24 protein-coding genes and 1 other RNA gene are annotated in these 26,468 nt (G+C 63.1%); 8 read left to right on the forward strand and 17 right to left on the reverse strand.

All coding sequences use genetic code 11. The annotated features are described in order from the left end of the window. Complete coding sequence (locus HZS63_RS11170; RefSeq protein WP_180684110.1) at positions 1 to 2,661, forward strand: [protein-PII] uridylyltransferase; 2,661 nt, start codon at positions 1 to 3, stop codon at positions 2,659 to 2,661. Positions 2,662 to 2,858: 197 nt separating this feature from the next. Beyond that, positions 2,859 to 3,143: a hypothetical protein gene (locus HZS63_RS11175; protein ID WP_246316315.1), complete on the forward strand. Its 285-nt coding sequence runs from the start codon at positions 2,859 to 2,861 to the stop codon at positions 3,141 to 3,143. Here the strand turns inward: HZS63_RS11175 and ligA are convergent, their stop codons facing one another. From ligA to dnaX, 5 genes are all read right to left on the reverse strand, one after another. After that, complete coding sequence (gene ligA / locus HZS63_RS11180; RefSeq protein ID WP_180684112.1) at positions 3,144 to 5,285, reverse strand: NAD-dependent DNA ligase LigA; 2,142 nt, start codon at positions 5,283 to 5,285, stop codon at positions 3,144 to 3,146. A gap of 32 nt (positions 5,286 to 5,317) precedes the next feature. After that, positions 5,318 to 6,340, reverse strand: coding sequence for an ABC transporter substrate-binding protein (locus HZS63_RS11185; protein WP_180684113.1), 1,023 nt, complete (start codon positions 6,338 to 6,340; stop codon positions 5,318 to 5,320). Positions 6,341 to 6,472: 132 nt separating this feature from the next. After that, on the reverse strand, positions 6,473 to 7,069 hold the full coding sequence (gene recR, locus HZS63_RS11190) for a recombination mediator RecR (RefSeq protein ID WP_180684114.1): 597 nt from the start codon (positions 7,067 to 7,069) through the stop codon (positions 6,473 to 6,475). A gap of 7 nt (positions 7,070 to 7,076) precedes the next feature. After that, positions 7,077 to 7,409 carry a YbaB/EbfC family nucleoid-associated protein gene (locus HZS63_RS11195; protein ID WP_180684115.1) on the reverse strand — a complete coding sequence of 111 codons (333 nt, stop codon included), beginning with the start codon at positions 7,407 to 7,409 and terminating at the stop codon, positions 7,077 to 7,079. A gap of 29 nt (positions 7,410 to 7,438) precedes the next feature. Further along, entirely contained in the window at positions 7,439 to 9,076 is a 1,638-nt protein-coding gene (gene dnaX, locus HZS63_RS11200; protein WP_180684116.1) for a DNA polymerase III subunit gamma/tau, read from the reverse strand. Between the two features lie 34 nt (positions 9,077 to 9,110). Here dnaX and ffs point away from each other — a divergent pair. The 5 genes from ffs to HZS63_RS11225 all read left to right on the forward strand — a co-directional run bounded on the left by ffs (position 9,111) and on the right by HZS63_RS11225 (position 13,149). Further along, positions 9,111 to 9,207: signal recognition particle sRNA small type (gene ffs, locus HZS63_RS11205), an RNA gene on the forward strand. A 42-nt stretch (positions 9,208 to 9,249) separates the two neighbouring features. After that, positions 9,250 to 9,582, forward strand: coding sequence for a thioredoxin TrxA (gene trxA, locus HZS63_RS11210; RefSeq protein WP_180684117.1), 333 nt, complete (start codon positions 9,250 to 9,252; stop codon positions 9,580 to 9,582). Positions 9,583 to 9,737: 155 nt separating this feature from the next. Further along, positions 9,738 to 11,003 (forward strand): transcription termination factor Rho, encoded by a 1,266-nt coding sequence (rho, locus tag HZS63_RS11215; protein ID WP_180684118.1) that lies wholly within the window; start codon positions 9,738 to 9,740, stop codon positions 11,001 to 11,003. Between the two features lie 92 nt (positions 11,004 to 11,095). Then, positions 11,096 to 11,350: a type B 50S ribosomal protein L31 gene (locus HZS63_RS11220; protein ID WP_180684119.1), complete on the forward strand. Its 255-nt coding sequence runs from the start codon at positions 11,096 to 11,098 to the stop codon at positions 11,348 to 11,350. A gap of 80 nt (positions 11,351 to 11,430) precedes the next feature. Continuing rightward, positions 11,431 to 13,149: a hypothetical protein gene (locus HZS63_RS11225; protein ID WP_180684120.1), complete on the forward strand. Its 1,719-nt coding sequence runs from the start codon at positions 11,431 to 11,433 to the stop codon at positions 13,147 to 13,149. A 24-nt stretch (positions 13,150 to 13,173) separates the two neighbouring features. On the opposite strand, the gene phoR is transcribed toward HZS63_RS11225, so the two are convergent. The 7 genes from phoR to pstS all read right to left on the reverse strand — a co-directional run bounded on the left by phoR (position 13,174) and on the right by pstS (position 19,700). Next, positions 13,174 to 14,487, reverse strand: coding sequence for a phosphate regulon sensor histidine kinase PhoR (gene phoR / locus HZS63_RS11230; RefSeq protein ID WP_180684121.1), 1,314 nt, complete (start codon positions 14,485 to 14,487; stop codon positions 13,174 to 13,176). Beyond that, the gene (gene phoB, locus HZS63_RS11235) at positions 14,484 to 15,209 is read right to left on the reverse strand and encodes a phosphate regulon transcriptional regulator PhoB (RefSeq protein ID WP_180684122.1); all 726 of its coding nucleotides are present in this window, start codon (positions 15,207 to 15,209) and stop codon (positions 14,484 to 14,486) included. The genes phoR and phoB overlap by 4 nt, the downstream gene beginning before the upstream one ends. Then, on the reverse strand, positions 15,206 to 15,907 hold the full coding sequence (phoU, locus tag HZS63_RS11240) for a phosphate signaling complex protein PhoU (protein WP_180684123.1): 702 nt from the start codon (positions 15,905 to 15,907) through the stop codon (positions 15,206 to 15,208). Before phoU ends, phoB begins: the two co-directional genes overlap by 4 nt. A gap of 2 nt (positions 15,908 to 15,909) precedes the next feature. Beyond that, positions 15,910 to 16,686, reverse strand: coding sequence for a phosphate ABC transporter ATP-binding protein PstB (gene pstB, locus HZS63_RS11245; RefSeq protein ID WP_180684124.1), 777 nt, complete (start codon positions 16,684 to 16,686; stop codon positions 15,910 to 15,912). Positions 16,687 to 16,710: 24 nt separating this feature from the next. Next, complete coding sequence (pstA, locus tag HZS63_RS11250) at positions 16,711 to 17,565, reverse strand: phosphate ABC transporter permease PstA (protein ID WP_180684125.1); 855 nt, start codon at positions 17,563 to 17,565, stop codon at positions 16,711 to 16,713. A 1-nt stretch (position 17,566) separates the two neighbouring features. Next, entirely contained in the window at positions 17,567 to 18,565 is a 999-nt protein-coding gene (gene pstC, locus HZS63_RS11255; RefSeq protein WP_246316317.1) for a phosphate ABC transporter permease subunit PstC, read from the reverse strand. A gap of 100 nt (positions 18,566 to 18,665) precedes the next feature. Beyond that, entirely contained in the window at positions 18,666 to 19,700 is a 1,035-nt protein-coding gene (gene pstS, locus HZS63_RS11260) for a phosphate ABC transporter substrate-binding protein PstS (RefSeq protein WP_180684126.1), read from the reverse strand. A gap of 174 nt (positions 19,701 to 19,874) precedes the next feature. Between pstS and HZS63_RS11265 the strand changes: the two genes are divergently transcribed. Continuing rightward, entirely contained in the window at positions 19,875 to 21,359 is a 1,485-nt protein-coding gene (locus HZS63_RS11265; RefSeq protein ID WP_180684127.1) for a Ppx/GppA phosphatase family protein, read from the forward strand. On the opposite strand, the gene HZS63_RS11270 is transcribed toward HZS63_RS11265, so the two are convergent. From HZS63_RS11270 to glmM, 5 genes are all read right to left on the reverse strand, one after another. After that, positions 21,356 to 21,835, reverse strand: a complete 480-nt coding sequence (locus tag HZS63_RS11270) for a SixA phosphatase family protein (RefSeq protein WP_180684163.1) — start codon at positions 21,833 to 21,835, stop codon at positions 21,356 to 21,358. The two genes, HZS63_RS11265 and HZS63_RS11270, sit on opposite strands and share 4 nt — an antisense overlap. A gap of 2 nt (positions 21,836 to 21,837) precedes the next feature. Further along, positions 21,838 to 23,910: a polyphosphate kinase 1 gene (gene ppk1 / locus HZS63_RS11275; protein WP_180684128.1), complete on the reverse strand. Its 2,073-nt coding sequence runs from the start codon at positions 23,908 to 23,910 to the stop codon at positions 21,838 to 21,840. A gap of 100 nt (positions 23,911 to 24,010) precedes the next feature. Beyond that, positions 24,011 to 24,574: a TlpA family protein disulfide reductase gene (locus HZS63_RS11280; RefSeq protein ID WP_180684129.1), complete on the reverse strand. Its 564-nt coding sequence runs from the start codon at positions 24,572 to 24,574 to the stop codon at positions 24,011 to 24,013. A 60-nt stretch (positions 24,575 to 24,634) separates the two neighbouring features. Further along, on the reverse strand, positions 24,635 to 25,120 hold the full coding sequence (locus HZS63_RS11285; RefSeq protein ID WP_180684130.1) for a GNAT family N-acetyltransferase: 486 nt from the start codon (positions 25,118 to 25,120) through the stop codon (positions 24,635 to 24,637). Next, on the reverse strand, positions 25,117 to 26,448 hold the full coding sequence (gene glmM / locus HZS63_RS11290) for a phosphoglucosamine mutase (RefSeq protein ID WP_180684131.1): 1,332 nt from the start codon (positions 26,446 to 26,448) through the stop codon (positions 25,117 to 25,119). Before glmM ends, HZS63_RS11285 begins: the two co-directional genes overlap by 4 nt. Positions 26,449 to 26,468 lie beyond the last annotated feature (20 nt).

Genomic DNA, 26,468 nt, shown 5'->3' on the forward strand with positions numbered 1-26,468 from the left:
ATGGACGTCGTCACGCCTTCCGCGACGAACGCCTTGCGGCTTCAGTACCGCGAAGGCAAGGCGGCCATCCTGGAGCGACTCGCCCAACTCCATGGCGGCGCCCGAGCCATTCATGCGCTGCTGAGGCGCCTGAGCCGGCTGACCGATCAGACACTCAAGGCGCTGTGGCGGCAAGCCGGTCTGCCGTCGGGGTTTGCCTTGGTGGCGGTCGGAGGCTACGGTCGTGGAGAACTGTTCCCCTATTCCGACGTGGATGTGCTGGTGCTGCTCCCCGAAAACGTCAGGCTGGAAGCATCGGCAGATATTCGGGCGGCGCTGGAGTGTTTCATCAGCCGGTGCTGGGATGCAGGGCTCGAAATCGGCTCCAGCGTGCGCACAGTCGATGAGTGCCTGGCCGAAGCCGGTGCCGACGTCACGGTCCAGACGGCGCTCCTCGAATGCCGTTGGATCGCTGGCCACCGCGCCCTGTTCGAGCAGCTGGCCCGGCGCGTGGGTGAATCGATCGACCCCAAGGCGTTCTGGCAAGCCAAAAAGCTGGAAATGCGCCAGCGGCACCAGAAATATGAGAACACCCCCTACGCCCTGGAGCCAAACTGCAAGGAGTCGCCTGGGGGATTGCGCGACCTGCAGATCGTTTTGTGGATTGCCAAGGCTGCCGGGCTGGGGGGCTCCTGGGACGAACTGGCCCAGCGCGGGCTGGCCACGCGGCTCGAGGTCCGCCAACTCAAGGCCAATGAAGCCTTTCTCAGCCTGGTGCGTGCCCGCTTGCATGCCCTCACCGGGCGGCGAGAAGATCGTCTGGTGTTCGACGTGCAGACGGCGCTGGCCGAATCCTTCGGCTACAAGGCCATCGTGGCCCCCGACACCAATGCCCGGATCGTCAGTGCGAAGAAGGCCCGTCGAGCCAGCGAGGCGCTGATGCGCCGCTACTACTGGGCCGCCAAGGCCGTCACCCAGCTCAACCGGATCCTGCTGCTCAACATCCAGGAGCGCATGGCCAGCGACGAGCGCGGCGACCCCGTGCCCCTACAGCCCATCAACGAGCGCTTCGTGGAAAAAGCCGGCATGCTGGAAGTGGTCAGTGACGACTTGTACCTGCGCGAACCACAGGCCATCCTGGAAACGTTTCTGATCTACCAACGTACGCTGGGGATCAAGGGTTTGTCGGCCCGCACGCTGCGCGCGCTCTACAACGCCCGCCCGATCATGAACGCCGCTTTCCGGCGCGACCCGGTCAACCGCCAGACGTTCATGGCCATCCTGCAGCAGCCCGAGGGCATCACCCATGCCTTGCGGCTCATGAACGAAACCTCCGTGCTCGGGCGCTACCTCTGGGTGTTCCGCAACACCGTGGGACAAATGCAGCACGACCTGTTCCACGTCTATACCGTGGACCAACACATCCTGATGGTGCTGCGCAATGTGCGGCGCTTCTTCATCCCCGAGCACGCCCATGAATACCCGTTCTGCGCACAGCTGGCCGCTGGCTGGGACAAGCCGTGGCTGCTCTATGTGGCCGCGCTGTTCCATGACATTGCCAAGGGCCGGGGCGGGGACCATTCGACGCTGGGTGCGGCCGATGTGGCCACCTTTGCCAGACAACACGGCATAGCTCGCGCCGATGCCGAACTGATCCAGTTCCTCGTCGCCGAACACCTCACGATGAGCCGGATCGCACAAAAAGAAGACCTCAGCGACCCGGACGTCATCGCGGCCTTTGCCAGCCGGGTGGGCTCTGAACGCCGCCTGACGGGCTTGTACCTGCTGACCGTGGCCGACATCCGCGGCACCAGTCCCAAAGTGTGGAATGCCTGGAAAGGCAAGCTGCTCGAAGATCTCTACCGCGCCACCGTGCGGGTGCTGGGAGGCGCAGCCGCCGACCCCGGCGCCGAGATCGAGTCACGCAAGCGCGAAGCACTGGCCACCTTGGCCCTGCATGCCTTGCCTCACCAGGCCCACAAGCGTCTGTGGGATCAGCTCGACGTGAGCTATTTCATGCGCCACTCTGCCGACGAGATCGCCTGGCACACGCGGCATGTGACGCGGGCACTGTCGCAGGCGGATATGGCTGAGGGGGTCTCGGCCGTCGTGCGGGCACGCCGCTCGCTCGTGGGCGAGGGCTTGCAGGTACTCGTCTATGCTCGCGACGAAGCCGACCTGTTTGCCCGCATTTGCGGCTACTTCGATGCCGCCGGCTTCAGCATTCAAGACGCCAAAGTGCATACCACCCGCGACGGCTACGCCCTCGACACCTTTCAGGTCATCACGACCAGCCTGGCGGAACACCACCGGGAGCTGATAGCCCTGGTGGAAAACGAACTGCCGGCCGCCATCACCACCTCAGGGCCGCTGCCTGCGCCGAGCCGCGCCCGCCTGTCGCGCCGGGTGCGCAGTTTTCCGGTCACCCCGCGCGTGGAGCTGCAACCCGACGACAAAGGCCAGCACTGGCTGCTCAGTGTATCGGCCAGTGACCGCAACGGCCTGCTCTACAGCATTGCCCGGGTACTGGCCCAGCATCACGTCAACCTGCAACTGGCCAAGATCACTACCCTGGGCGAACGGGTGGAGGACACCTTCCTCATCAGCGGTCCCGGTCTGCACGACTACAAGCACCAGGCCCAGATGACCACCGATCTGCTCGCCGTGCTCGAAGGCCCCTGAGGGATTTAGGGAATGCCCGGTATGTCGCCTGGGCATGGGGTGTTAAGGTGTATGGCCAATCGCCATCACGGCAAAGGAGGTTTGCAATGTCCCAACATACCCCAACCCCTCATGCCACTTCAGCATACCGATCGGTATCGCGCTCGCGGCTGTTGCTTTTTGTCTTGTCGGCGGTCATGCTTGTGGCCGCAGCGCTCATGCAGCGTCCTGCACAGGCTCAAGGCCCGGCCATTTTTCAAGGGGCCGATCTCCAACTCGGTGAAGAACTCATCAAGCAGCACCGCTGCGCCCAGTGCCATGCGGAAAAAGTCGGCGGTGATGGCAGTGCCATCTACCGCCCCTTGGGCGTGATCTCCAACGCCGGGCTGCTGCGCGGCATGGTCGAGCAATGCAATTCGACGCTCAATTTCCAGATGTTTCCGGAAGAAGTCACCGCAGTGGCCGCCGTGCTGAACCGCGACCACTACCATTTCAACGATTGATCAAGGCTCAACGGAGCCGCTGGCCAGGGCCAACAAACGGGCCTCGTCGATCACGGCTACGCCCAGGGCCCGGGCCTTGTCGAGTTTGCTGCCTGCTTCCACACCGGCCACGACGAAATCCGTCTTTTTGCTCACCGATCCGCTGACCTTACCCCCCGCCGACTCGATCAACGCCTTGGCCTGATCACGCGACAGTGTGGGCAGGGTGCCGGTGAGCACAAAGGTTTTGCCCAGCAGGGTCTGAGGCACGGCAGCAGAGCCTGCTTCGTCGTCCCAATGGACACCGCAGGCACGCAGCTCCTCCACGGTTTCGCGGTTGTGCGGCTGGGCGAAGAAAGTGTGTATGCTCTGGGCCACCACGGGACCGACGTCACGCACCTGGAGCAGTTCGTCCACGCTGGCATCCATGATGCGATCCAGGCTGCCGAAGTGACGAGCCAGATCCTTGGCGGTGGCCTCGCCCACATGGCGAATCCCCAACGCATAGAGGAAACGGGCCAAGGTGGTGCGCTTCGATTTTTCCAGTGCCGCCAACAGATTGCTGGCGGATTTTTCGGCCATCCGGTCCAGATTCGCCAGCGTAGTCAAGCTCAACCGGTACAGATCGGGGATGCCGCGGACGATCTGGGCATCCACCAACTGATCCACGAGCTTTTCGCCCAGGCCCTCGATGTCCATGGCACGCCGCTGCGCGTAATGGAGGATGGCCTGCTTGCGCTGGGCCGGGCAGTACAAACCGCCGGTACAGCGGTGATCGGCCTCGCCCGGTTCGCGCACCACGTCACTGCCACACACGGGACAATGGGTCGGCATGCGAAATACCGGACCGCGAACCGGACCGGCTACCCCGGCCGGGCCGGTGGGCGTGCCGGCTCCTTGCTCAGGCGCCACGCCCGGCAAGACCACCGAAACGACCTCGGGGATGACGTCGCCGGCACGGCGCACGATCACCGTGTCGCCGATGCGGACGTCCTTGCGCAGGACTTCGTCTTCGTTGTGCAACGTGGCGTTCGTGACCGTGACCCCACCCACGAATACCGGAGCGAGTTTGGCCACGGGCGTGAGCTTACCGGTACGCCCTACCTGCACCTCGATGTCGAGCACCGTGGTCATCTGCTCCTGAGCCGGATACTTGTGAGCGATGGCCCAACGCGGTTCGCGGGTGACGAAGCCCAGCCGCTTCTGCCAATCCAGCCGGTTGACCTTATAGACCACGCCGTCGATGTCAAAGGGCAGCTGATCACGCAGCGCACCGATGCGCCGATGGTAGGCCACCAGGGCTTCGGCACCGGTACAACGCTGCACCAGATCCGACACCGGGAATCCCCAATCGCGCAGGGCCATCAGGCCCTCGAAATGGGTGGCGAATGCCGGGCCTCCCTGCTCCGGCGCAGTCATCTCCCCCCAGCCGTAGGCAAAGAAGCTGAGCGGCCGCGATGCGGCGATCTGGGGGTCCAGTTGGCGAATGGCACCGGCGGCCGCGTTGCGGGGGTTGACAAACGTTTTCTCCCCCTTGGCACCATTGGCGATGCGCTGGCGTTGGCGCGCGTTGAGAGCCTCGAAATCGTCGCGTCGCATGTACACCTCGCCACGCACCTCCAGCACGGGCGGCACGGGCCGTTGGCGGCTGTCGAGCCGCAGCGGGATTTGGCCGATGGTGCGCACGTTCTGCGTCACGTCTTCCCCGACCTCGCCATCGCCGCGCGTCGCGGCCTGGACCAGCACCCCCGCCTCGTAACGCAGGCTCACGGCCAAACCATCGAACTTCGGCTCGGCCACGTACTCCACAGGCGGGGCATCGTCCCCGAGTTCGAGTTCCTTGCGGATACGGGCATCAAACGCCAGGGCACCACTGGCCTCGGTATCGGTTTCTGTGCGGATGCTCAACATCGGCACCCGGTGGCGAACGGTATCGAAACCGTCCAGGACCCGGCCCCCCACGCGCTGGGTGGGGGAGTCTGGCGTGCGCCATTGCGGATGCTCGGCCTCGATGGCTTTCAACTCCTCGAACCAGGCGTCGTACTGGGCATCTGGCACTTCCGGGCTGTCGAGCACGTAATACAGATGGGCGTGATGGTGCAGCAGCGCATGCAGGGCTTGCAGCCGCTGGTACAGCGGGTCGTCAGAGGGCGTCGGGCACATGCGCCGATCTTATGCGAAGGCAGTCCCTCGGATCATGCTCGCCACTGCTGGCGCGCTCGCTGGGCGAATCGGTTCGTGTAGGTGGCGTGGGGCTGCACGCTCTGCCATTCGACCGGCAGGCGCAGCCGCTCCAGCGCTCGCATCAGATTCAGTGCCGCGCCATCGGGCATGAGTCCATCGACGGCCAAAGATTCGCGTGACCGATGAAACATCCCCAGAAACAGCGAGCGGTCACCGTGCATGAATGGCTCGGGCACATGCCGCATCAGGTCTGACGCTCCCGCCGTTCGCAGCCAGACCAGACTGCGAACGATTGCGCTCGTCAGCCCCTGCACCACCTGGGGCTGGGCATCGATGAACGCCGTGGAGGCGCTCAAACAGGCACAGGCAACCGGGCCACCGAATACCTTTTCGGTATCCCGCAGGGTACGGGTATCGGTCAACACACGCAGCACACCGGCCATTTCGAGCCGGGTGATGGCCGGATCGCCGTAGCACAACGCATCGACGGTGCCCGAATTGAGGGCGGCCATCGCCTGCACTGGGTTGGGCAGTTCGACGAACTGCACATCCGAAACCTTGAGCCCGGCACGCATCAGCACCCATTGAGCCACCCGCTCGGAAGCCGAGCCCAATGCCGGGATGCCGATCTGTGCACCGACCAGATCCGACACCTCCTGCCCGGCCGGCATGTGTAGCGCCGAGATGCCGAGCACCTTTTGCGGTGAGCGGGAAAGAAGGACGAATGCCCGGTGCGGGCGGCCGGTGGCGTTGAGATAAAGCGTGCGCTCGAAGCTGCCCGCGAACACGCTGGTGCTCAGGCGGCCGACTGCCTCCAAGGTGCGGGTATCGGCAGGAACCGCAGACAGACTGACATTCAACCCTTCGGACTGGAAAAATCCCAGCCGCTGCGCCAGCACCAGGGGCAGCGACTGGATGCGGTCGATACCTTGAACCAGGATATCCACCGCAGCCGGTTGGGCCCTCGATGCCAGCAATGGGGGCAGCGTCAGGGATGCCGCCCCCAACAACCAGACACGTCGCGACAGTCGCACCGCAATACCCCTCCTGCACGCCAGGCAGCCCCCCAGCCTTCTGGCCCAAGCATAGTCACACCCGGACCATCGCGCCACCCGGGCTGATCCCGAGCGGGTTAACGAGAATGGGGTGAACCCCTAGCTGCCGGCTCAGCGCCGATCGGCGTAGGCGTGGGCGATGGTGCCCAGATCCACATACTCCAGTTCGCTGCCAACGGGTACGCCCCGAGCCAAGCGGGTCACTTTGATGCCCTGGGAGCGGACCAGTTGCCCGATCACGTGGGCGGTGGCCTCGCCTTCGGCGGTGAAGCTGGTCGCGAGCACGACTTCGCGCACCGGCTCTGCCGCAACACCATCCGTGAGTCGGCGAATCAGTTTTTCCAGGCCGATGTCGTGCGGCCCGACGCCCCCGAGAGGGCTGAGCTTGCCCATGAGCACGAAATATCGGCCCCGGTAAATGCCCGTGCGTTCCAGGGCGGCTTGGTCGGCGGGCGTCTCGACGACGCAGAGCAACCCGCTGTCGCGTCCCGGATCGGCGCAGGTGTCGCAGATGTCGTCCTCGGTGAAGGTGTGACACAGCCGGCAGTGGCGGACTTCGGCGGTGGCCCGCAACAACGCTTGAGCCAGCTGTTCAGCCCCTTGGGGATCGTGTTGCAGCAGATGGTAGGCCATCCGGGATGCCGATTTCACACCGACACCGGGCAGGCGCTGGAGCGCGGCGATGAGTTGGTCCAGCGCCCGGGCCATGGCCGACTCAGAAGGGAAGCTTCATGCCGCCGGGCAGGCCCGGCATGCCGGCGGTGATCTTGCCCATCTTTTCCTGGGTGGTTTCCTCGGCCTTGCGCACGGCCGCGTTGAAGGCGGCCGCTACCAGATCTTCCAGCATGTCTTTGTCCTCGGCCAGCAGGCTGGGGTCGATGGTCACGCGCTTGACGTCGTGCTTGCATGTCATGACCACCTTGACCAGCCCGGCACCGGACTCGCCGGTCACTTCGATGGTTCCCAGCTCTTCCTGGGCTTTCTTGAGGTTCTCTTGCATGGCCTGGGCCTGTTTCATGAGGCCGGCCAGTTGTCCTTTGTTGAACATGGGTATCCTTGTGTACGGGGTTACGGCGCTCAGAGCGCCTGGATGCTACCGGGCACGATTTTGCCGCCAAAATCGCGCATCATCGATTGAACGAAAGGATCGGCCCGCAAGCTTTCCTCGGCCGCGCGCAAACGCGCCTCGGCCGCAGCAGCATGGCGGCGCGCGGGCGTGTCTTGCACGGGGCCGCTTTCCACTTCGATGCGAACCGGCCAACCGTGTGCAGACAGGGCTGCCTGCAGCCGCTCGCGCGAACCGGCCTGAGCCAAGGCCGGATTGCCGATCCGCAGGGTCCAGCAATCGTCCGTGCGTTGAACCAGTTGGGATTGCAAGGCCAGCTCGCGCGTCAGAGCGGTGACCGCCTCGCGCTCCATGAGCGTCGAGACCACACGATGCCAAAAGTCCGAAAGGTCGCCCGACTCAGGGGATGACACAGGTTCGTGTGCGGGCAGCGGCGTCGTGGGTGGCGGAGCAACGCTCGGCGGCGTCACGGCGGGTGGCGGTTCGGTATGCACAGCGGACGGACGAACCGCCTCAGCCGAGGAGCGTTTCAGACTTTTTTTTTCCGTCCACTCCGGCTGAAATGCCAGCAAACGCAACAGCACCATGGTGAGCGCTGCGTATTCGTCGGGCGCCAACCCCAGTTCCACGCGCCCCTGCAAACATAGGCTGTAGAGCAGCTGGGTCAGATCGGCGGGAAGGCGCTGCGCCAGCTGGGCACACTCGGCATCGTCCGGGTCGGTGCAGTGCACCTGGTCTGGGACGACCTGCAGCACGGCCATGCGCTGGAGCATGCCCGTGAGCTCCTCCAGCGTGGAAGCCGCGCTGTGACCCTGGACGCGCAATTCCTCCACCGTTGCCACCACCTGCGCCCCGTCGCCATCGGCCAGCGCCGCGATCAGCCGGCGCACATGTTCACGGTCCACCGCGCCGAGCATCTGCCGGACCACGGGTTCGCGCAACTCCCCTCCGCCAAAGGCAATCGCCTGATCGGTCAGGCTCAGCGCATCACGCATCGACCCGCGCGCGGCCCGTGAGAGCAGGCGCAGCGCCCCGTCTTCGTAGGTCACCTGCTCCGATCGGAGCACCTGAGCCAAGTGCTCCCGCACCGTCTCAGGCGGCATAGGACGCAGGTTGAATTGCAGGCAACGGCTGAGCACCGTCACCGGCACCTTTTGGGGGTCGGTGGTGGCCAGCACAAACTTGAGGTATGCAGGCGGCTCCTCCAGCGTCTTGAGCATGGCGTTGAAGGCGGTGTTCGTCAGCATGTGCACTTCGTCGATCATGAAGACCTTGAAGCGCCCCTGCACTGGTTTATAGACGGCCTGCTCCAACAATGTCTGCACCTCATCCACCCCACGGTTGGAGGCGGCATCCAGCTCCGTGTAGTCCACGAAGCGGCCCGAGTCGATGTCGCGGCAGGCGTCGCACACCCCGCACGGGGCGGCCGTGATGCCGCCCTGGCCGTCCGGACCGGTGCAGTTGAGCGACTTGGCCAGGATGCGGGACACCGTGGTCTTGCCCACCCCCCGGGTGCCGGTGAACAGATAGGCATGGTGCAGGCGCTGCGTGGTCAGGGCGTTCGTGAGCGCCTGCACCACATGCTCCTGCCCCACCATTTCGGCAAAATTCCGCGGGCGGTACTTGCGAGCCAGGACGACGTAGGACATGCAGGCATTCTATCTGTCGCATACAATCCTTCCTGACGGGCCTTCCCGCATGGTGAAGCGGCCAACCGGGTCAGGTGGGGAACCAAGCAGCCCTAACTGTGTAGCCAGTGCCGGGGTCAAGGCTCGTCACCTCCTTTCCTGAATGTCAAAGACGAACAGAGGCGCACACTCTCATGGCCAATGAACTGATCAAGCACGTGACCGACGCAACCTTCGAAGCAGACGTGGTGAAATCCAGCGCGCCGGTCTTGGTCGATTTCTGGGCCGAGTGGTGCGGCCCCTGCCGTATGATCGCCCCCATTCTGGACGAGGTGGCCAGCACCTACAAGGGCAAATTGCAAGTCGCCAAGATGAACGTGGACGAAAACCGCAACATACCGGCTCAGTATGGCATCCGCGGCATCCCCACGCTGATGCTGTTCAAAAATGGCCAGCTGGCCGCCACCAAGGTGGGGGCCCTGAGCAAGGCTCAGTTGACCGCTTTCATCGATCAGCAACTCGTCTGAGCCCTGCACGGCCCGGGCATCATGCCCGGGCGTGGGCATTTTCCTGTCATAATTCCTTCAACGAGCGCAACGACCGCTCGATGTCTGCTGCCGCGCACCACCGCGAGCGGCCCACTCCCCCTCCTTTCGCACCAACTCCTTGCAGGAGTGATTCCATGCACCTGAACGAACTCAAGGCTCTGCACGTCTCCGAAGTGCTCAAGCAGGCCGAAGCCCTCGAAATCGAAAACACCGGCCGCATGCGCAAGCAGGAGCTGATGTTTGCCATCATCAAGAAGCGTGCGAAAGCCGGCGAGCAGGTGTTTGCCGATGGCATCCTGGAAGTCCTGCCCGATGGCTTTGGTTTCCTGCGCAACATGGACACGAGCTTCACCGCGTCCACCGACGATATTTACATTTCGCCCAGCCAGATCCGTCGCTTCAACTTGCACACGGGCGACATGATCGAGGGCGAGGTCCGCACCCCCAAGGACGGCGAGCGTTACTTTGCCCTGAACAAGCTCGACAAAATCAACGGCCTGCCTCCTGAGCAGAACAAGCACAAAATCATGTTCGAGAACCTCACGCCACTGTTCCCCAAGGAGCAGATGCGTCTCGAACGCGATGGCTTCAAAGGCGAGGAAAACATCACCGGCCGTGTGATCGACATCATCGCGCCCATCGGCAAAGGCCAGCGCGCCCTGATCGTTGCCCCGCCCAAGAGCGGCAAGACGGTGATGATGCAGTCCATCGCCCATGCCATCACCGCCAACTACCCCGAGGTCACGCTGATGGTGCTGCTGGTGGACGAGCGCCCCGAGGAAGTGACCGAGATGCAACGCACCGTCAAAGGCGACGTGATCGCATCCACCTTCGACGAGCCCGCGGCCCGTCATGTGCATGTGGCCGAGATGGTGATCGAGCGGGCCAAGCGCCTCGTCGAGCTCAAAAAGGATGTCGTCATTCTGCTCGACTCCATCACCCGACTGGCTCGCGCCTACAACAACGTGCTGCCCTCATCGGGCAAAGTGCTGACGGGTGGCGTGGACGCCAATGCGCTGCAGCGTCCCAAGCGTTTTTTCGGCGCCGCACGCAATGTGGAAGAAGGCGGCTCGCTGACCATCATCGCCACCGCGCTGGTGGACACGGGCAGCCGCATGGACGAGGTCATCTTCGAGGAATTCAAGGGCACCGGCAACTGCGAGATCCACCTCGACCGCCGCCTCTATGAAAAGCGCGTCTTTCCCCCCATCCAGCTCAACCGCTCCGGCACCCGGCGCGAAGAATTGCTGCTGCAACCCGAAATCCTGCAAAAAACCCGCATCCTGCGCCAGTTCATGTACAACATGGATGAAATCGAATCCATGGAAATGGTGCTCAAGAGCATGCGCCAAACCAAGAACAACCACGAATTCTTCGATCTCATGCGTCGTGGTGGTTGATATCCACGAGCCGGAACTGCTACAATACGAGGCTTTGCGGAAAGTGCGCCAGATGGGCTGGCTGCGGCTGCCGCCCACCAGAGGAAACAGCGATGAAAGAAGGCATTCACCCCAACTACCGCGAAGTGTGTTTCGTGGACCTGTCCAACGGCTTCCAGTTCGTGACCCGCTCCTGCGTCAACACCAAGGAAACCATCAAGCTGGACGACGGCCGTGAACTGCCGCTGTTCAAGCTCGACACCTCCAGCGAATCCCATCCTTTCTACACCGGCACACAGAAGAGTGTGGACAACATGGGTGGCCGTGTGGAGAAGTTCCGCAACCGCTTTGCCCGTGCCGCGAAATAAATCCGCCCGATTCTCCAACAAACAAGCAGCCCCAGGCTGCTTTTTTGTTGGGACGCCGTGGCAGAGGCTATAGTTTTCTCGTGATCCGTCCCACACCAGCCATCGTCACTCAAGTGGCCGCCCGCCGTCTACCCCGGTGGGTGCTGGTGCTGTTGGGTCTCTTTTATGTCGTCCCCGGCTTTCTTGGACGGGACCCCTGGCGCAATGAGGATCTCGCCGCTTTCGGTGTGATGCTCGAACTCTCCCAGTCACCGATTCGGGAATGGCTGACACCCACGCTGCTGGGTGAGACACCCGCCAGAGCCGGCTGGCTCCCTTATTGGCTCGGTGCTTGGGCCATTCGAGCCCTGCCCTTCCTGCCGGCCGGCCTGGCCGCCAAGGTGCCGTTTGCCCTGTTGCTGGGCGTCACCCTCGCCAGCACCTGGTATGCGGTTTTTCACTTGGCCCGCGGACACAGCGCGCAGCCCGTGAGTTTCGCCTTCGGCGGAGAAGCCCACCCGATCGATTACGCCCGGGCCATGGCCGATGCGGCTTGGCTAGCCCTCATCGCCAGCCTGGGACTGGCCATGCTCGCCCACGAAACGAGTGTCGATCCTGCCCGGCTCGCTTGTGTGGCGGTCGGGCTTCATGCGGCCGCACGATGCTTCAGCACACACGCACGGCATCCCTGGAAAACGGTGGCGCTGTCCTGGCTGTCGTCGGGAGGGCTTGCCCTCAGCGGCGCTCCAGGGCTTGCCATGCTGCTCGGTTTGTTGCCGGCGGTGGTTGCTGTGCTCCAGTCCAGATTGGGTCGTGGCTCTTTTGATTTTCCCTCCGCCGTACTCTTGCCCAGCGCCGCAGGCGCCATGGTGGCTGCAGCGGCGGTGTATGGATGGTCTTGGCCGGGTGGCTGGTGGCACGATTTCCCTTGGGCCTATTGGGAGCGTTACGACGCTTGGCGTAGCCTTGGTCGCCTGCTGGTCTGGTTCACCTGGCCAATAGGCTTGCTGGCACTATGGGCCCTATGGGCGTGGCGGCGCCATTGGTCCAGCCCCCACTGGCTACTCCCGTTTCTGTGGGTGCTGGTCGTATTGTTGAGCACGCTGAGGGACCGGGGAAGCGATCGCACACTGCTGCTGGCTCTGCCCGCTCTGGCAGCGTTGGCCGCTTTTGCCTTGCCAACGCTGCGGCGCAGCGTCACCGCGCTCATCGATTGGTTTGCCCTGCTGTTTTTCACGGGCGGGGCCATCATCATTTGGACCATCTGGATCGCGATGATGACCGGCACTCCAGCGAAGCCGGCCGCCAACGTGGCCAGGCTGGCGCCGAACTTCGAGCCCAGCTTCATGCTCGCGGGCTTCGTACCGGCGCTGGCAGTGACACTGGCATGGCTGGGGGTGATGGCTTGGCGGGCGGGTCGGCACCGGCCGGCGATCTGGAAAAGCCTCGTGCTATCGGCCACAGGCAGTACCTTGTGCTGGGTCTTGCTGATGACGCTGTGGCTGCCCCTGCTCAACCACGGCATGGGGCAGCGTTTCATGTCGGAACGGGTGGCAGCCGCCGTTCCCCCAGGGGACTGCGTAGCCACCTTCGGGCTGAGTCATGCACAAATCGCCGGTCTGCAATACCACGGTGGCCTGCGCGTGGTTCGTGCGCCGTCTGCGCTGGCTGACGCCTGCTCGCGGTTGGTGGTGGATACCGCCGACTACGTGCACCTGCAAGGTGCCGTGGCCATGGACGAGTGGCGGCTCATCACGAAGATTCCCCGTCTGCGGGACAACCGGGATACCTGGATGATGTTCGAGCGCGCTTCGCCTTGAGACGGGTCTTTTCACCCCCGCGATTCAGGCCACCAGCACCCGGCTGGGTGGCAAGGTGATGGTGAAGGTCGAGCCCTGGCCGAGGGTGCTGTCAACCTGCATGTGGCCTCCGTGGCGCTGAGCGACGTGCTTGACGATGGCCAGACCCAACCCGGTGCCACCCGTCTCCCGCGAACGGCTTCTGTCCACCCGATAGAAACGCTCAGTCAGGCGCGGCAGGTGTTCAGGGGCGATGCCGGGGCCGTTGTCCTGCACGAAAAATTCAGCCCCACCCTCTGCCGTGAGGCGCCAGCCAGCGCGCACCTCACTGCCAGCGGGTGTGTGACGCACCGCGTTGTTGAGCAGATTGGACATGGCACTGGCCAGCTCGGAGCGCGCACCCGCAATATCGAACGGCTCGCATGGCTCGATGACGATTCGATGAGTGCCGCCACTGATCACGTCGGATAGCGCACGCGCCTCCCCCGTCACCTGTTCCAGCAAGGCTTGCGAACCGACCCACTCCGTCCCCCCGGGGGCAGGGCTGCCTTCCAGCCGGGACAGCATCAACAAATCACTCACCAAACCTTGCATACGCTGAGCCTGCGCGTCCATGAGCTGCAAGTATTGCCGCTGCTCCTCGGGGGAGAGGTCGAGGTTCAGTAAAGTTTCGATGAATCCGGAGACCACCGTCAGCGGCGTGCGGATTTCGTGTGAGACATTGGCCACGAAATCCCGGCGCATGGCTTCGGCTTGCTCCAAGGCCGTGACGTCGCGCGTGAGCATGAGGCGGCGGCCCTTGCCATAGACGTGGATATGGATGGAGATGCGCTGCGGGTGTCCGGGCGTGGCGTCGCGACCGTCGATTTCGATCGGTTGCGCATAGTCCCCGTGATTCAGGTATTCGATGAAAACCGGGTCGCGTACGAGGTTGCGAATCTGCTGGTGCACATCACGCTTGGAATCAAAGCCCAGATGCTGCGCCGCCGTGAAGTTGCACCATTCGATCGAGGCGTTGCGGTCAAGCAGCAACACCCCGTTTGGTGACGCCTGGATGGCGGCCAGAAACTCTTGCAAGCGGGCCTCGCTCTTGCGTGCCTTGCGATTGAGGGCCTTGAATCCCTTGCGAGCCCGTTCCACCACCTCGGCCCAGACGGCCGAGGTTTGCGGCGGGCGCACCGCATGGCCGTGGCGCAACCAGGCAAGGACCCGGGCCGCGCGCACATTGTCCAGCGTGATCCAGATCGTCGCTCCAACCAAGCTGCCCAGCACCGGGGCCCACTTGCCTTCGGCCAGCCACACCCCGCTCAAGCCCCCCGCCAATGTGAGCGCGAGCAGTTCCAGGGGCCGGCGAATCATGCTGGGGTAGGATCGTTTTTGGCTTTGATGGCTTGGGGTTGAGCGGTGATGCGGTAGCCCGCACCTCGCACGGTTTCAATCATAGCGCTTGCGGCCCCCAGCGATTCCCGCAGACGCTTGACATGCACGTCCACCGTGCGCTCTTCGATGAAGACGTGATCTCCCCAGATCCGATCCAGCAGAGAGCCCCGGGTATGCACCCGCTCCGGGTGTTTCATGAGGTAGTGCAACAGCTTGAACTCGGTGGGCCCGACCTTGAGCTCTTGGCCACTGAGCGTGACCCGATAGGTCGCTGCGTCCAGCGACAACTCACCAAGCTGCACGGCGTCGTTGACGACCTCGGGCGCTCGGCGGCGCAACACGGCACGGATACGCGCGAGCAGTTCCTGGGTCGAAAACGGCTTGGTCACATAGTCATCGGCGCCGGCATCCAGGCCCTGCACTTTGTCGCTCTCCTCGGTGCGGGCTGTCAGCATGATCAAGGGAACCGTTTTCATGCGCTCTTGCTGGCGCCAGCGTTTGGCCAGGGCCACGCCGCTTTCGCCGGGCAGCATCCAGTCGAGCAGGACGACATCGGGCAGCACCGAGTCCACCTCGCGCTGAGCGGCCTCACCGTCGAACACGACGGTGGGAGCGAAGCCGTTGTGGCGCAGGTTGACCGCGATGAGTTCGGCGATGGCCGGCTCGTCCTCGACCACCAGTACACGGGGCAGCTTTCTCATTGGATCGCTGACTCCCGCTGTTCGGGTGTGGTGTGGCGCACATCGGCGCCTTTGACCACGTAGATGGTGGCTTCCGCGATGTTCTTGGCGTGATCGCCCACCCGCTCAATGGCCTTGGCCAGGAACAGCAGGTTGAGGCTGCTGCTGATCGTGCGCGGGTCCTCCATCATGTAGGTGATGAGCTGGCGGAAGTAGCCTTCATATTCGGCGTCGATGCGGTCGTCTTCATTGATGATGGCCAGCGCGGCCTGCACATCGAGCCGGGCAAACGCATCGAGGGTTTGGTGCATTTGGTCGGTGGCGTGCTTGGCCGAGGTCTCGAGATCGACCACCGGCAGCGAGCGAGGGGCCCCCGCTTCGATGAACGACTTGAGCATGCGGGCGATGCGGGATGCTTCGTCCCCTGCGCGCTCCAGGTTCACGATCACCCTTGAGACGCCCACCAGCAGCCGCAGGTCGCGCGCCGTTGGTTGGCGCCGGCTCATGGTGGAGGTGATGTCGTGGTCGATCTGGACTTCGAGGCGGTTGACACGATGTTCGAGCTCCAGCACCTGGTCGGCCGTTTCGACGCTCAAGTGATGCAGCGCGTAGATGCACTGGCGCAATTGGGATTCGACGATGCCGCCCATTTCGAGCACACGGGTGGAAATGTTGCTCAGTTCGGCGTCGAACTGGCTGGAGAGGTGCTTGTCGGCCATGGTCAACCAAACCTTCCTGTGATGTAGTCTTCGGTCTCGGTGCGCTTGGGCTTGAAGAAAATCTGCTCGGTGGCACCGTATTCCACGAGCTCTCCCAGGTACATGTAGGCGGTGTAGTCGCTGCAGCGGGCGGCCTGCTGCATGTTGTGCGTGACGATCGCGATGGTGTAGTCCTGCTTGAGCTCGTGCACCAGCTCCTCCACTTTACCCGTGGAAATCGGATCCAGTGCAGACGTCGGTTCATCCAGCAGCAACACCGAAGGCTTCACCGCCACGCTGCGCGCGATGCACAGACGCTGTTGCTGACCACCCGACAGGCTCAGGCCGTTCTGGTTGAGCTTGTCCTTGACCTCGTTCCACAGCGCGGCCTTGGTCAGGGCCCATTCCACACGGTCGTCCATCTCGGAGCGACTCAGATTCTCGTACAGCTTCACCCCGAAGGCGATGTTGTCGTAGATCGTCATGGGAAACGGCGTGGGTTTCTGAAACACCATGCCGATGCGGGCACGCAGCAGGTTCACATCCTGCTTGTCGTCGAGGATGTTCTGGCCGTAGAAATTGATCTGCCCTTCGGCGCGCTGCCCCGGGTAGAGGCTGTACATGCGGTTGAGCGTGCGCAGCAGCGTGGACTTGCCGCAGCCCGAAGGGCCAATGAACGCCGTGACCTTGCGCTCGACGATGTCGAGGTTCACATCCTTGAGGCCCTGGAACTTGCCGTAGAAGAAGTTGAGGTTGCGCACCTCGATGGCGTTTTTTTGAGCGATACCCGTTTCAGTCATGATGATTTCCTGTGTGAGCTTGGGTCAGGCGCTGACTTTTTCACGGAACAGCACGCGGGCGATGATGTTGAGGACCAGCACGGTCATGGTGATGATCAAGGCGCCGCCCCAGGCCAGACGGTTCCAGTTGTCGAACGGACTCATGGCCATCTGGTAGATCCAGACCGGCAGGTTGGCCATGGGACCGCTCATGTCGGTGGTGAAGAACTGGTTGTTGAGCGCGGTGAAGAGCAGCGGCGCGGTCTCGCCGCTGATGCGGGCGATGGCCAGCAGCACACCGGTGATCACGCCGGCCTTGGCGGCCCGCAAGGTGACCATGGTGGCCACCTTCCAGCGCGGGGCACCAAGGGCGAAAGCCGCCTCGCGCAGGCTGCCCGGCACCAGGCGCAGCATGTTCTCGGTGGTGCGCACCACCACCGGAACGGCAATCAATGACAAGGCCAGACTGCCGGCGTAACCCGAAAAATTGCCTACCGTCGCGACCGCGATGGCATACACGAACAGGCCCAGCACGATCGATGGAGCCGACAGCATGATGTCGGTCACGAAACGGGTGATTTCGGCCGTCTTGCTGGTGTCGCCATACTCGGCCAGGTACACCCCGGCCAGGATGCCGATCGGCGTGGACACCAGCACCGACAGCCCCACCAGCAACGCGCTGCCCACGATCGCATTGCGCAGGCCGCCTCCTTCGGTACCCGGAGCGGGCGTGTCCTGCGTGAACATGGCCCAGTCGATGGCCGCAAAGCCGTTGTAGAACAGCACGTAGAGGATCCACAGCAGCACGGTCAAGCCCAGTGCCATGGCCGTCATCGACAGAAACAGGCCAATGGCGTTGCTGCGCCGCCGACGGTTGTAGAGCGATTGATTGAATTCCATCTCAGACCCCTTTGGCCTTTTCAGCACGGTTGACCAAAATCTTGGCAAGAGCGAGCACGACGAAGGTGATCCCAAAGAGCAGGAAACCCAAGGCAAACAGCGTGTGCATGTGCATATCGAACGCTTCGCCGAATTCGTTGGCCAACACGGAAGCGATGGAGGTGCCTGGCGAGAACAGCGAGGTGGGCATGCGATTGGCGTTGCCGATCACAAAGGTCACAGCCATGGTTTCGCCCAGCGCGCGGCCAAGACCGAGCATCACGCCACCAATCACGCCCTTCTGGGTGTACGGCAGCACCACCTTGCGCACCACCTCCCAGGTGGTACAGCCCAGACCGTAGGCCGACTCGCGCAGGATGGGGGGGACGATCTCGAAGACGTCGCGCATCACCGCCGCCACGAAAGGCAGCACCATGAAGGCCAGGATCATGCCGGCGGCGAGAATGCCCAGCCCGTTGGTCACACCGCCGAAAAGCGAGCCGATGATCGGCATGCCGCCCAGCACCTGTTGCAGGGGCACCTGGAAATAGTCAGCAAACAGCGGCGCGAACACGAACAGACCGAACATGCCGTAGATGATGGATGGCACAGCCGCCAGCAACTCCACCGCCGTTCCCAGCGGGCGCCGCAGCCACACCGGGCAAGTTTCGGTGAGAAACAGGGCAATACCAAAGGCCAGCGGCACCGCGATCACCATGGCGATGCCGGCCGTCAGCAGCGTGCCCACGATGGCCATGGCGGCCCCGAATTCCTCGTTCACCACGTCCCACTGGACGGTCCAGAGGAATTGCACGCCGAACGCCTTGAATGCTGGCCAGGCATTCATGAACAAGGACACGATGATGCCGACCAGAGCAACCAGCACCATCAGGGAAAACAGTTGGGTGACACGGTGAAAGAAGAAGTCCTGCACCTGCTGGCGCCTGGCTATGGCCACCATGCGGGCAGAACCCGTCTCGTGTGACATGTCTTCGTTGCTCATGGATGCCTTGGTGGACATGGGGAGATCGCCTGTCGCCATTTGGGATGCCTTTTCATGTCAACACCCGTCGGCCGCTAAGCAGGACCGACGGGTGAGGATACAAGCGTTCAGTGAACGATCAGCGTTTGATCTGAGACCACACCTTGGTACGGATGTCGTTGGTCAGACTGTCGGGCAGGGGCACATAGTCCAGTTCGAGGGCCATCTTCTGGCCATTCTTGAATGCCCAGTCGAAGAACTTCAACACCTCGTTGCTCTCGGCCACGTTGGCGGGCTCCTTGTACATCAGGATGAACGAGGCGGTGCTGATGGGCCAGGAGTTGGCGCCCTGGGGGTTGACCATGGACACACCCATGCCCGGCACGCTGAACCAGTCCACGCCGGCGGCGGCAGCGGCGAAAGTGGTTTCGTCAGGGCGCACGAAATTGCCTGCCGCGTTCTGCACAGCCATGTAGGGGATGTTGTTCTTCTTGGCGTAGGCGTATTCCACGTAGCCGATGGCGCCGCGGGTGCGCTGCACGTTGGCGGCCACGCCTTCGTTACCACGGCCGCCGATCGAGGACGGGGCAGGCCACTTCACGGAGGCACCCTTGCCCACGGTGTCAGCCCACTCCTTGCTGACCGCAGAGAGGTAATCCGTCCAGTTGAAGGTGGTTCCGGAGCCGTCGGCACGGTGTACCACGGTAATCGCCTGGTTCGGGAAGGTCTTGCCCGGGTTCAGCGCGGCGATTTTGGGGTCGTTCCAGTTGGTGATCTTGCCCATGAACATCTCGGCCAGCACGGGGCCGGTGATGCGGACTTCACCCTGGGCAAAACCCTGCAAGTTGAAGACCGGTACGGTGCCACCGATGATCGCCGGAAACTGCACCATGCCATCGCGCTCCAGCTCTTCACCGGACAAAGGGGCGTCGGTCGCACCGAAAGCCACGGTTTTGGCGCGAATCTGACGGATGCCGCCAGAGGAGCCGATGGACTGGTAGTTCAGACCGACGCCCGTCTGTGCCTTGTAGGCTTCGGCCCACTTGGCATAGATCGGGAACGGGAATGTAGCGCCAGCACCGGTGATGTCGGCGGCCATGGCGACATGGCTGAAGCCGATGGTGGCCACGGACAACGCTGCAGCGGCAATGGTTTTCAAAAAGGTGCGTTTCATCGAATTCCTCTTGAAGGAAGGTTGGAAGGGACATCGGCGACTGTAGGAGGCTTCTGTGACACTTCTGTGACAATTCATTGAAAAGGCGCCCGACACTCGATTTCCACCGCTTGAATACCCCTGAATGGCCCCGCTTCGGTGGTATGCTGAGCGCCCTTCAAGTGATGGAGCGGCATGCAAAACGGAACCTTGCTGGCAGCAGTGGACCTCGGGTCCAACAGCTTTCGCCTTGAAATCGGACGCTACGACTCGGGCCACATCGAACGGGTGGAGTACCTCAAGGAGGTCATCCGCCAGGGCAGCGGGCTCGATGAAAACAAAAACCTCAGCCTCGTTGCCATGGAGCGAGGCTGGGAATGCCTGGCCCGCTTCGCGGAGCGCCTGCAAGGCTTCAAGAAGAACCAGGTGCGCGCCGTGGCCACCCAAACGCTGCGCGAAGCCCGCAACCGAGACGACTTTTTGCGCAAGGCGCAACAGATACTGGGGTTTTCAATCGATGTGATCTCTGGCCACGAGGAAGCGCGATTGATCTATCAGGGTGTTTCACACCTCTTGCCGCAGTCTGACGAACGCCGGTTGGTGATCGACATCGGCGGGCGGTCCACCGAGGTGATACTTGGCCAAGGCTACACACCCATGCGCATGGAGTCGTACCGACTGGGCAGCGTCGCCTGGTCAACCCGTTATTTCCCGCGCGGACAGTTCACCCCTGCCATGCTCAAAACCGCCGTCATCGCGGCCAAGGCGGTGCTCGACGAAGCCTTGGAGACTTTTCCCCCCAGCGAGTGGCATGTGGCATACGGCTCATCGGGCACCATGGGAGCGGTGGCGGAGATCCTGGGCATCCACGGTTTCCCCGCAGGCATGATCACCAAACCCGGTCTGGATTGGATGACCGAGCGGATGTTGCGCGCTGGCAATACAGAAGACCTCCGGCTGGAGGGCCTCAAAGACGACCGCCGTCCCGTGCTCGCCGGGGGGGTGAGCGTGCTGCACGCGCTCTTCGAACTCTTTGAGATGGAGTCCATTCATCGCGCGCTGGGGGCTTTGCGCCAAGGAGCGCTGTACGACCTGATTGACCGGGACAACGACCAGACCGACGTGCGGGAACGCACCGTGCGCTGGCTGGCCGAGCGTTTCACCACCGACAAGGCCCAGGGGGCACGGGTATCGGCCGTGGCCACGCAATTGTTCGCTCAAATTGCGAATGCGGATCCGCTCAATGGTCGGTATTCGCAGAAATTGGACTGGGCCGCACGCCTGCATGAAATCGGAACCCACATCTCGCATGCCAACGCCCACCGTCATGGCGCCTACATTTTGGACCATGTGGATGCGCCGGGTTTTTCCTTGCCCGAGCTGCATCGGATGAGTCAATTGGTGCTGGGCCAGCGTGGCAAGCTGAGAAAACTGGAGGGCAATCTGTCGGATGAGCTGTTTGTCAAACAGCTCATCAGCCTGCGTCTGGCCGTCGTGCTCTGCCATGCCCGCAAAGACCCGGACATTGCCGCGCTGCGCTTCCAATACAAGCCACGCCAATTCAAACTGACGGCCGTGCCAGGCTGGGCGAAACGGTTTCCCCAGTCGGCGTGGTTGCTGGAAGAAGAAGCCTTGGCTTGGCAGAAGACCGAGTGGCGGCTGGTGCTGGACCTGCGCTAAAGCAGTTCGGGCGTCTGGACGGTGAGAATGACCGTCTGCATCTGGCCGTTGCGCTCGCGCTGACGCAGCCACCACACCGCGCCTTTGCGGATCGAGCATTCCGGTTCACTGAACCCCAACAACCGCGCGACGGTCCGGCCCAGGGTGGGCTGGTGCCCGACGACGAGCACCGGCTGCTTGCCATGAGGCCATTGGACCAACTCGAGCAGTTCGTCCACCCCCGCGTCGGGGCGCAGCTCTTCGCGGGCTTTGTATTTGCGCCCCAAGGCGATCACCGTTTGCTCGGCCCGCACGGCAGGGCTGGAATAAACGCGCACCCCCTCGGGCAACTGCCGGTCGAGCCAAGCGGCCATGCGGCTGGCCTGTCGCTCGCCTTTGGCCGTGAGGCGGCGTGACAGGTCTGCCCCCGCTCCACCGCCTTCGTCGGTTTCCTCCAAGTCTTCGGCCTCAGCGTGCCGCCACAAGATCAGATCCATCATCACCCTTTACTCCCATGCCGCCCCATCAGGGCCGCCTGTGCCGAATGCAAAGCGTTGCGCCCTCTGCCACTTTGGGCGGCGGCCTTGACGTAAGCGCCATCAGGCTGCAGCAGCCAGGCATCCCGTGCATCCTGCAGGTACTGGTGTATGCATTCGTCCATCAAGCGGTGCCGCAGCGCCGCGTCGGTCACGGGCCAGGCCAGCTCGATGCGGCGCAACATGTTGCGGTTCATCCAGTCAGCGCTGGACAACCAGAGCTCCTCCTGGCTGCCCATGCGGAAATAGAACACCCGGGAATGCTCCAAAAACCTGCCAATGATGGAGCGGATGTGCACCCGTTCGGTAAAGCCGGGCACCCCGGCCGGCAGAATACAGGCGCCGCGCACGATCGCATCCACCTGAACCCCCTGCTGGGAAGCATTCGCCAGAGCGCGAGCCAGGGGTTCATCCGTGAGCGCGTTCATTTTGAGGATGATGCGTGCCTCCTCCCCAGCCTTGGCCGCCGCCACCGTGGCATCGATGCGCTCGAGCAGGCCTTTGTGCAAGTGAAATGGTGCGACCAGAACCTTGTTCAGCTTGGGCAGCCGGTTCTGGCTGGCCAGATGGAGAAACACCTGTTCCAGATCGCTGGTCAGCGCTTCGTCGGCGGTGAGGTAGCTGACATCGGTGTAAAGCCGCGCCGTGCCAGGGTTGTAGTTGCCGGTCGAGACGTGGGCGTAACGCACGATGCGGCCCTCTTCTCGGCGGGTCACCAGCAACATCTTGGCATGGGTCTTGAGCCCCACGATGCCATACACCACTTGCGCCCCCACCGACTCCAGCCGCTCCGCCTGGTTGATGTTGGCCTCCTCATCGAAACGTGCCTTGAGCTCCACCACTGCGGTGACCTCCTTGCCTCGCCGCACCGCTTCACGCAGCAGTTCGACCATCTCGCCCTTGGAGCCGGTACGGTAGATGGTCTGCTTGATGGCCAGAACGTCCGGGTCCTCCACGGCTTCGCGAAGAAACGCGAGCACGGCGTCAAAGCTTTCGTAGGGCTGGTGGATCAGCACGTCGCCTTTTTTCAGCCGCTCGAAGAACGACTGCCCCGGCGTGAGCTGGACCGGCCACCCCGGTTGGTAGGGTTGGAAACGCAGCGCAGGGGCTTCGATCCGGTCGATGAGCTGGTTCAGGCGCACCAGATTGACCGGGCCAGGCACACGGAACAGCGTTTCGGGCGGGAGATTGAACTGTTGCAGCAGGAAGTCGGAGAGGAAGTCCGAGCAGCCGGCCGACACTTCCAGGCGCAAGGCTTGGCCGTAGTGGCGCTGTTGCAAGCCCAGCCGCATGGCGGTGCGCAGGTTTTTCACCTCCTCCTCGTCCAGCGCCAGATCGGAATGCCGAGTCACCCGGAACTGCGAGAACTCGGTGACGGTACGGCCAGGAAACAGGTCATTCAGATGCGAACGGATGATGCTGGAAATCGAAGCGAAATACATCGTCTTGGAATGGCGCTGCCCGGGTATGCGGGCATAACGCGGCAAGGCGCGGGGCACCTTGACGATGGCCACCTCGTTTTCCCGGCCAAAGGCGTCCCGCCCGGCAAGCCTCACGATGAAATTGAGCGATTTGTTGGCGACCTGGGGGAAAGGATGCGACGGGTCCAGCCCGATCGGCAGCAGCAATGGCTGCACCTCTTGGGTGAAATACTCCTTCACCCAGCGGCGCTGCGCGGCGTTGCGTTCGGAGTGGGCCACAACCTGGATGCCGCGCTTTTGCAGCGCGGGCAAGAGCTCGTCGTTGTAGATGGCGTACTGCTGTGCCACCAGGTCGTGGACTTTGGAAGCCACCTCGCGGAAGGTCTGGGCATTGACTGCGCCACGCTGCTCGTTGGTCTGGAAGGCAGCCAAGTGGGGGGCGAAGCGAACCTCGAAGAATTCGTCCAGGTTCGACGATACGATGGCCAAATAACGCAAGCGCTCCAGCAAGGGGACGTCTGGCCTTCGAGCCCAGTCCAGCACGCGCTCGTTGAAAGCGAGAATGCTCTGGTCCCGGTCGAGAAATCCGCTTTTGATGGGGGGGTGGGCGCTCATTCGGATCGTTTTTGTGCGGTTCGGTATCCCCCGATTATTGAACAACCCGAAAGTCTGAATATGTCATCTTGATGAAAATCTGGTCACATCGGGGCCTGATTCAGGCAATGAGATCGGCCAAGGCCTCGATGTCTTCAGGAAACATCTGCCCACTTTCGGCTGCGAGCACACGGCCTGCTGCGTCCAACAGCAGGGTGATGGGCAGCCCCCGAGGTTTCGGAAAATGTTGCCGCCATTGCGGGCTGGTCCAGGCCGACGGAAAGGTGTATCCCCGGCTGCGCATGTACTGACTGGCCAAGTCGGCATTCCGGTCGATGGAGAGACCCAGAAAATCGATGCGGTCTCGATGCCGGCGCCAAAATGCCTCCATGCTCGGGCTCTGCAGGGCACAAAACGGGCAGATACTGGCCCACCAATAGATGAGCAGCGGCCGCCCCCGGCTCGAAGCGTCGAAGGACTGCCCGTCCAGCAGCGTCACCGGGGGGACGCGCAGCACCGAGCCCAGGGCAGGCAGTGGCGGCGCCTTGGCTTCTTCGGCCGCCGCCGACGCAGGCTGAGCGCCAACCGGGCCTACCCACAGCGCCGTCACAGGCAGCCCGAGAGCAAACTTCAATAGAAAGCGCCGTGACGGCGAAGGCACCTCATTCACAAAAGATGGCTGCATGGCCAGCGTAGGTTACGCCAAGATGAACGTGGCGCCAAGTGGTGGTGGTCTGGTATGGTCTCAAAGCCACTTTTGCATGAAGCGGGCATACCCCATGGCGGGATCGAGCTGGTAGCCCTCGAAGCCGATGCGCTGGTACAGCCGCACCGCTGGGAGGTTACCCTCGAGAACCTCGAGGGTGAGCTTGCAGGCTCCCCGCGCCCGGGCCAGCGTCTCGACCACCTCCAGCATGCGCTCGGCAATGCGTTGGCCTCGATGGCTGGGCAGCACCGCCACGTCGTGGACGTTGACCAGTGGACGGCATTTGAAGGTAGAAAACCCTTCGATGGCATTGACCAGCCCCACCGGCTCATCGCCATCGAAGGCCAGCACGCTGAATGCCTGTGGGCGGCGCGCCAGCTCGCCCACCAGACGCTGCTTGACGGACGCACTCAACCCCTCACCGCCACCGGCCGGATCGCGGGCGTAGGCATCGAGCACATCCACGATGGCACGGGCGTGTCGCGGATCGTGATAATCCGCCTCGACGATGCACAAAGTGCTCATGCCGCGGCTGCCTCGGCCAGACGCTCGGCCCATCGGTGAGCAAGGTCCGCATCGCGAGCTTCGACCATGACACGAAGCAGCGGCTCGGTGCCACTGGCACGGATGAGCACCCTACCCGTCTGGCCCAGGTCGGATTCGGCCTCCCGGATCAGGCTGTGCAAAGCGGCGTTGTCTTGCCAGGCCTGACCAGGCCGCAAACGCACATTGATGAGCACCTGCGGGTAAAGCTCCACCCCACGCAGCAATTCGGACATGGTCTGCCCACTGCGAGCGCAGGCCTGCAACACCTGCAGAGCCGACACGATGGCATCCCCCGTGGTCTGACGATCGAGTATGAGCAGATGCCCCGAGCCTTCGCCGCCCAGCTGCCAGCGATGCTGGTGCAGCGCCTCCAGCACATAGCGATCGCCCACCTTGGCCCGGACGAATTTCACCCCTTTGGCCTGCAGGGCGAGCTCCACCGCCATGTTGGTCATGAGCGTGCCGACGACACCAGGCACCACCTCATCGCGGCCCAGGCGGTCATCGGCGAGCAGGTAAAGCAGCTCGTCGCCATTGAACAGACGGCCCGTGGCATCCACCATTTGCAGCCGATCGGCATCCCCGTCCAGCGCAATGCCCACGTCTGCACCATGAGCCAGAACAGCCGCGATCAAGGCCTCGGGGTGGGTCGCGCCGACGTTTTGATTGATGTTGAAGCCGTCAGGTTGGCAGCCAATCTCGATGACCTCGGCGCCCAGCTCATGGAATACCTTGGGCGCGATGTGATAGGCCGCGCCATGGGCCGCATCGACGACGATCCTCTGTCCTCGCAGGGACAGATCGCTGCCAAACGTGCTCTTGCAGAACTCGATGTAGCGGCCGGCGGCGTCGTCGAGGCGGCGCGTCTTGCCCAAGTGCGCGGAATCCGCCCATAGGGGAGGCTCGGCCAAGGCCGCTTCGACCGCCAGCTCCCATTCGTCGGGCAGCTTGGCGCCTTGGGCGTTGAAGAATTTGATGCCGTTGTCGGGAAAGGGGTTGTGGCTGGCAGAGATGACCACGCCCAGCGAAGCGCGCTGGGCCCGCGTGAGGTAGGCCACCGCTGGCGTGGGCACGGGCCCGAGCAGCACCACGTCCACACCCGCCGAGTTGAACCCGGACTCCAGCGCCGACTCCAGCATATAGCCCGAAATCCGGGTGTCTTTGCCAATCAGCACCACCGGATGGGGTTCGGATTGTTTGAGCACACGCCCGACCGCATGTGCCAGGCGCAGGACGAAATCGGGTGTGATAGGAGCTTGCCCGACGGTTCCCCTGATGCCGTCGGTGCCGAAATACTGTCGCTTCATGAATACGATGGGTGGTTGCA

The organism is Tepidicella baoligensis (assembly GCF_013432195.1).
Lineage (GTDB): Bacteria > Pseudomonadota > Gammaproteobacteria > Burkholderiales > Burkholderiaceae_C > Tepidicella > Tepidicella baoligensis.

Bases quoted from the DNA above. Each gene is read 5' to 3' on its own strand.
- HZS63_RS11280 (WP_180684129.1), bottom strand. From the start codon at position 24,574: ATGCAGCCATCTTTTGTGAATGAGGTGCCTTCGCCGTCACGGCGCTTT.
- rho (WP_180684118.1), top strand. From the start codon at position 9,738: ATGCACCTGAACGAACTCAAGGCTCTGCACGTCTCCGAAGTGCTCAAG.
- pstB (WP_180684124.1), bottom strand. From the start codon at position 16,686: ATGACTGAAACGGGTATCGCTCAAAAAAACGCCATCGAGGTGCGCAAC.
- phoR (WP_180684121.1), bottom strand. From the start codon at position 14,487: ATGATTCGCCGGCCCCTGGAACTGCTCGCGCTCACATTGGCGGGGGGC.
- HZS63_RS11220 (WP_180684119.1), top strand. From the start codon at position 11,096: ATGAAAGAAGGCATTCACCCCAACTACCGCGAAGTGTGTTTCGTGGAC.
- HZS63_RS11170 (WP_180684110.1), top strand. From the start codon at position 1: ATGGACGTCGTCACGCCTTCCGCGACGAACGCCTTGCGGCTTCAGTAC.
- HZS63_RS11195 (WP_180684115.1), bottom strand. From the start codon at position 7,409: ATGTTCAACAAAGGACAACTGGCCGGCCTCATGAAACAGGCCCAGGCC.
- trxA (WP_180684117.1), top strand. From the start codon at position 9,250: ATGGCCAATGAACTGATCAAGCACGTGACCGACGCAACCTTCGAAGCA.
- glmM (WP_180684131.1), bottom strand. From the start codon at position 26,448: ATGAAGCGACAGTATTTCGGCACCGACGGCATCAGGGGAACCGTCGGG.
- pstS (WP_180684126.1), bottom strand. From the start codon at position 19,700: ATGAAACGCACCTTTTTGAAAACCATTGCCGCTGCAGCGTTGTCCGTG.
- phoU (WP_180684123.1), bottom strand. From the start codon at position 15,907: ATGGCCGACAAGCACCTCTCCAGCCAGTTCGACGCCGAACTGAGCAAC.
- pstA (WP_180684125.1), bottom strand. From the start codon at position 17,565: ATGGAATTCAATCAATCGCTCTACAACCGTCGGCGGCGCAGCAACGCC.
- dnaX (WP_180684116.1), bottom strand. From the start codon at position 9,076: ATGTCCTACGTCGTCCTGGCTCGCAAGTACCGCCCGCGGAATTTTGCC.
- HZS63_RS11175 (WP_246316315.1), top strand. From the start codon at position 2,859: ATGCAGCGTCCTGCACAGGCTCAAGGCCCGGCCATTTTTCAAGGGGCC.
- phoB (WP_180684122.1), bottom strand. From the start codon at position 15,209: ATGAGAAAGCTGCCCCGTGTACTGGTGGTCGAGGACGAGCCGGCCATC.
- ppk1 (WP_180684128.1), bottom strand. From the start codon at position 23,910: ATGAGCGCCCACCCCCCCATCAAAAGCGGATTTCTCGACCGGGACCAG.
- recR (WP_180684114.1), bottom strand. From the start codon at position 7,069: ATGGCCCGGGCGCTGGACCAACTCATCGCCGCGCTCCAGCGCCTGCCC.
- HZS63_RS11265 (WP_180684127.1), top strand. From the start codon at position 19,875: ATGCAAAACGGAACCTTGCTGGCAGCAGTGGACCTCGGGTCCAACAGC.
- HZS63_RS11285 (WP_180684130.1), bottom strand. From the start codon at position 25,120: ATGAGCACTTTGTGCATCGTCGAGGCGGATTATCACGATCCGCGACAC.
- ligA (WP_180684112.1), bottom strand. From the start codon at position 5,285: ATGTGCCCGACGCCCTCTGACGACCCGCTGTACCAGCGGCTGCAAGCC.
- HZS63_RS11270 (WP_180684163.1), bottom strand. From the start codon at position 21,835: ATGGATCTGATCTTGTGGCGGCACGCTGAGGCCGAAGACTTGGAGGAA.
- pstC (WP_246316317.1), bottom strand. From the start codon at position 18,565: ATGTCCACCAAGGCATCCATGAGCAACGAAGACATGTCACACGAGACG.